This window comes from Candidatus Cloacimonadota bacterium, assembly GCA_020532355.1.
Classification (GTDB): domain Bacteria; phylum Cloacimonadota; class Cloacimonadia; order Cloacimonadales; family Cloacimonadaceae; genus UBA5456.
In genome coordinates, this window is the sequence record JAJBBD010000039.1 from 1 (window position 1) to 4,684 (window position 4,684).

Annotated in this window: 4 protein-coding genes; all 4 read left to right on the forward strand. The window is 37.7% G+C overall.

The window, feature by feature from the left end; translation table 11 throughout:
- Positions 1 to 333 (forward strand): ATP-binding protein (locus LHW48_01075; protein ID MCB5259055.1); only part of this gene is annotated, 333 nt, incomplete at its 5' end.
- Positions 334 to 340: 7 nt separating this feature from the next.
- Complete coding sequence (locus LHW48_01080) at positions 341 to 844, forward strand: hypothetical protein (protein MCB5259056.1); 504 nt, start codon at positions 341 to 343, stop codon at positions 842 to 844.
- Positions 845 to 968: 124 nt separating this feature from the next.
- Positions 969 to 2,318, forward strand: coding sequence for an RNA-directed DNA polymerase (locus LHW48_01085; protein ID MCB5259057.1), 1,350 nt, complete (start codon positions 969 to 971; stop codon positions 2,316 to 2,318).
- Between the two features lie 209 nt (positions 2,319 to 2,527).
- The gene (locus LHW48_01090; GenBank protein ID MCB5259058.1) at positions 2,528 to 4,387 is read left to right on the forward strand and encodes an RNA-directed DNA polymerase; all 1,860 of its coding nucleotides are present in this window, start codon (positions 2,528 to 2,530) and stop codon (positions 4,385 to 4,387) included.
- Positions 4,388 to 4,684 lie beyond the last annotated feature (297 nt).

Sequence of the window (4,684 nt, forward strand, 5' to 3'; positions counted from 1 at the left end):
CTCTTGGGAGCAATCAGGGATATAGTGGATGTGACCACAGCGATTGTGATCCTGGTCGGGATGCAGAATGCCAAGGACAAGCTCAATCAGATCAATGAGTATTATTTCGATAGATGCAACTTCTTCTATGAGTTCCAAGACCTGCCCAAGAGGGACATCGCACAGTTATGCATTGAGGTACTAGAGATAAAGTTCCATCCAGATATTGTCGACTATGTCCACTTCCACTCCTGCGGCAATGTCCGTAAAGCCATGAAGCTCATCCGATCAGTAGAGGAGATTGGTAGATACAAGAATCTTGAAATAGTCTCGCAAGCCGATCTGGATGATTGAGGTGATAATGACTGATAAAGAACTCATCCTCAATTTCAACAATCAGTATGATCGCCTGTTCAATGCAGAACTTATAACCAAACTGACCAGTGTAAGCAGAGAAGCAATAGAAAAGCTACTACCCGAACTGCTCCAAAGCCAGGCAATCAAGCAGATTGAAGATGACCCACCCATCTACGTCCGAGCTAACCGCTACCAAGCCAGGATCGGCTATCAACACTACAAAGGCTGGACTTTCAGCTTAGCAGACGCCCACAGGCTACTGGATATCATGGAACAAGGCAGATACAAGTCCATCCGAGAGATTGCACAAGACATAGGCAAATCCAGACAGTGGGTCTATATCTATCTGGAAGCTCTGGCATCGATTGAAGTGGTTGATCTGAGGGGCTTCATATATGTGGTTATTTCCCGCCAAAACGTGCCCAAAATTTGCAGAAAAGTCCAGAAAGGTATCTTGGGTCAACTGAGGAGTCTGAATAGGGCTGGGTGCTATAGATTGTTGAGTTAGGATATATGAGTAGATACGATGAATAAAACAATTGACTTTTTTGGGGTTACTTAGACCATTGTACTTTCATGGTAAAGGCTCAGAATCTCTTGCCTTAATAGCATTATAGTATAGGAGAAACCTAGTGTTTGATCAAGCAGTGACTATCCAAAGCTTACGAAATATCATATTGATGGAAAACCGAAAGGGTAACTATCTTGTGAGTAGGTTTATGCCGGGAGTTACTCGTTTTGATAGACGCATCGACACATTAATCAGTTATAAGAAAAAAATCATTGGCAGTGGCAACATCGATGCTAATGCATCGATTATCAAGAAAATTAGCGAACTGATTGATAGAATCAGAAGGAAAAGAGATGACGAGATTGATCAGCATCTTGTTAGAATCATATCAGCGCTAAATGATAGCAATTGTAAAGTGACAATTTATCAGAAAGAATCCGATGGAAACAAACCAATATATGTCGTGAATGATGAGCCGGAAAGTTACTTCGCCCTAAAGCATCTACAATACTGCCTCAGAAAACTGTACAAAGTAAAACAATCAAATAGGTCTGAGATTGTTAGTCAACTTGCAGGCATCATAGATGACAATTTTCCTAAGTATATTTACCGCACTGATGTTGAAAACTTTTATGAAAGCATCCCTGAAGCCGTGCTGGATCATATAAAGAGGGAAAACTTACTATCCAGATTTAATAAACGCATATTAATTCAGATAATGGAGCAGTATTATACTTCATCAGGTTCAAGGCTTGGTGTGCCACGAGGAATAGGTGTAAGCGCATATTTAGCAGAACTATATATGCGTGAATTTGATCATCGAGTATCCTTGATTAATGATCTGGTTTTCTATAGGAGATATGTAGATGACATGATTTTTGTCTTTACGCCAAGTACACTTTGTAACATAAGCGCTTATAAAGCCATGATAGATAAGACATTCTCAGATTTTTCATTAAGAAAGAACACATCAAAGTCAAAGGCTTACGGATTAACTAATCCCGCTAATCAAAGCATGTCTTATAAATTCGATTTTCTTGGGTACAACTTTCATTATAAAGGCAAATCACTTTTCATCGGTCTTTCAACACACAAGATTAGCCGAATTAGGGCTCGGATGGATGCTGTATTTGCAGCATATGTTGCAAATAAAGCATATAATAAAAGAAAAGAGGACCGGATGCTGCTCAAGCGTTTGAGATATCTTGCCGGGAACACAAAACTACAAAATAGAAAATCAAACATTTTGATTGGCATATACTTCTCAAACACTCTTGTAAATTGCTTCTCCCAACTCAAGAAACTCGATAGTGAACTCAATAAGAAGTTGATCAAGCTTCAGCTATCGAGCACACTAATGAACCGCTTTAAAAGCGTCAGCTTTGAAATTGGCTTTAAAGAAAAAATGTTTTTTATCTTAACTCAAAGTGATTTCAAAGAAATTTCTGAATGTTGGAAGGGCGTGAAGTGAAGAGAACCTTGAATCCGAAGAGGAAGTCAAAAGAGAGAATATTATTATCAGATGTTCTCCCATTTGAGATTCCTTTATCATTTTCAAACAGGCATTTCTATGAATTGATAATCAGCTTAAAAGTGCACTTCGATGAAAAAGGAGAAATCTGTTACGATAGAGATTCGAGCATATGTAAGGAACTAGTTGGCAAAGTCTTCAACGGTGATATGAACAAGACAGAACAAACAGTTAGTGCAATTCTATCAATTCTTCTTAACGGGGAACAAAACGATAAGGGCGACATTACTATACCTTACTTGTATCGCATTATACACAAAGATATAGACTATCGTGAGCTCGCAATAGTGCATCCGAGAAACCAGCTAAGAGTTATGGAGTATATTGACAAGTATAAACATCTAATAACCTATTTCTGTTCGTTAAGTCCATTCTCAATCAGGCACCCGTCCAAGGTATCCATGAATGCTGAATCATTCCATGCGACAGACATACCCAGTGATGACGAAAGCTATTTCTATCTCGATAACTTCTTCTTATACTCACGATACAGAAACTTACATGAATTCTATGAATCACAGGAATATCATAGATGCGAAACTAGGTTTGACAATCTATTTAAGTTCGATATTGCCAAGTGTTTTGACAGCATCTATACCCATAGTATTTCATGGGCAATCTACAATAAAGAGGCGGTTAAAAGAGAAATTGGAAAATCGAAGCATACTTTTGCTGGCAAGTTTGATTCTCTTATGCAAGCTCTTTCCTATAATGAGACTAATGGTATTGTAATTGGTCCTGAGTTTTCGAGAGTTTTTGCTGAAATGATTCTACAAAGGATTGATAGAGACGTCCATGAAGGATTGCCTCAAGAGATCAAACATAAACAAGACTATGAGTTGTTCCGCTATGTAGATGATTACTTTCTATTCTACAACGATCCATCCACGAGAGATTGTGTAGTTGATCACTATGAGCTACGACTAAGAGAATATAAGCTCTCTATCAATCACTCAAAATCAGAACTCATAGAAAGACCGATTATTACAAAAATGACGATCTTCAAATCAAAGATTAAAAACCTGCTTAATAACATAAATCTACCTATCTATGAGTTAGGGTCTTTCCTTAATAGTTCAACCGAGTTCAATGAAGATGAAGTCCAGAGATTCATAAATAAGATCAAGAAAGCTGTTCATACTTCCAATGCAAAAGTGGATTTCAAGCTGATTGTCAAAGAATCGGGAACGGAGTTGAAAGAAGTTCTACCCTACACAATCGGACTCCTAGCAAATAGAGTTTCTGATTATTTGAGAATCATATCACTGTTTAACAACAAGAATGTGGTCATTAGTGAGGGTATCTTACAGGATAGTTTGTTTATACTCAACGAATTGCTCGATACTGTTTTTTATATCTACTCAATGGCTCCTCGAGTAAATTCAACTATAAAACTATGTAGAATTATTAACTCGGTAACTATAGCTTTGAACGATAGACAGAGTTTGTTTTGTGGGGGCAAACATCGGGTATATAAGTTTATATTTGATCGAACAGCTGATATACTTAAACGAAACACTAAGAAAAAGTATGCAAGACTTGAATCGTTGTACTTGTTAGTAGTGTTGAAGGAGTTAGGGAAGCAATACTGGTTTGAAGAGGATACCCTGGAAAAGTATCTGGGTCTTAGAAATAGCAAAGGTTTAATAGATCCTGAGATTGACCTGGATTATTTTCAGATTACTGTGATATTATTCTACGTCCGGGACAAGAAACGATATAGCAACATTCGTTGTAAAGTTACCGAGATTGCTTCTAAGCGATTAGCAGCAAATGATCTTGAGACAAATAAGAAAAAAACAGAATCTGTCCTTTTACTTCTTGATCTGGTTTGTTGTCCATATATAGAAAATACTGAAAAAGTCAATCTTCTGAAATCATTCGGACTGGATTCCAATTTTCAAGAAATAATAGATGCTGTTATATATAGACGCCACTGGTTTACTAAGTGGAGTCACTTCAATATCCGAGCTGAGCTTGAAGCAAAAAAGAGTAAGCAAGTGTATTAGTTTTGCGCACCGTCACTCTACAAGATACACACCTGCGCATTCCTGATTCTCATTAAAAGTGAGATCAGGAGAGGGGAAGCAAATATGACGGTATGCTTCCCTTTTTCTTTATCTGAACTCTGACTCCAATGATATTGTCTGTTTTATGATTTGGCTATTGACAGATTAATCCCTCTCTTTATACTGGTTTTATTCCAATTTGATCCCATTTTATACTGATTCTGATGGGGTCTCCAGATGTGATTGCATCTGGAAAGGAGCTTAGTATGGAAGACAGATGGCTATCAGTCGAGGAGA

Excerpts from the sequence above, each read along its gene's own strand:
- LHW48_01090 (MCB5259058.1), top strand. The coding sequence starts at position 2,528 with ATGAACAAGACAGAACAAACAGTTAGTGCAATTCTATCAATTCTTCTT.
- LHW48_01080 (MCB5259056.1), top strand. The coding sequence starts at position 341 with ATGACTGATAAAGAACTCATCCTCAATTTCAACAATCAGTATGATCGC.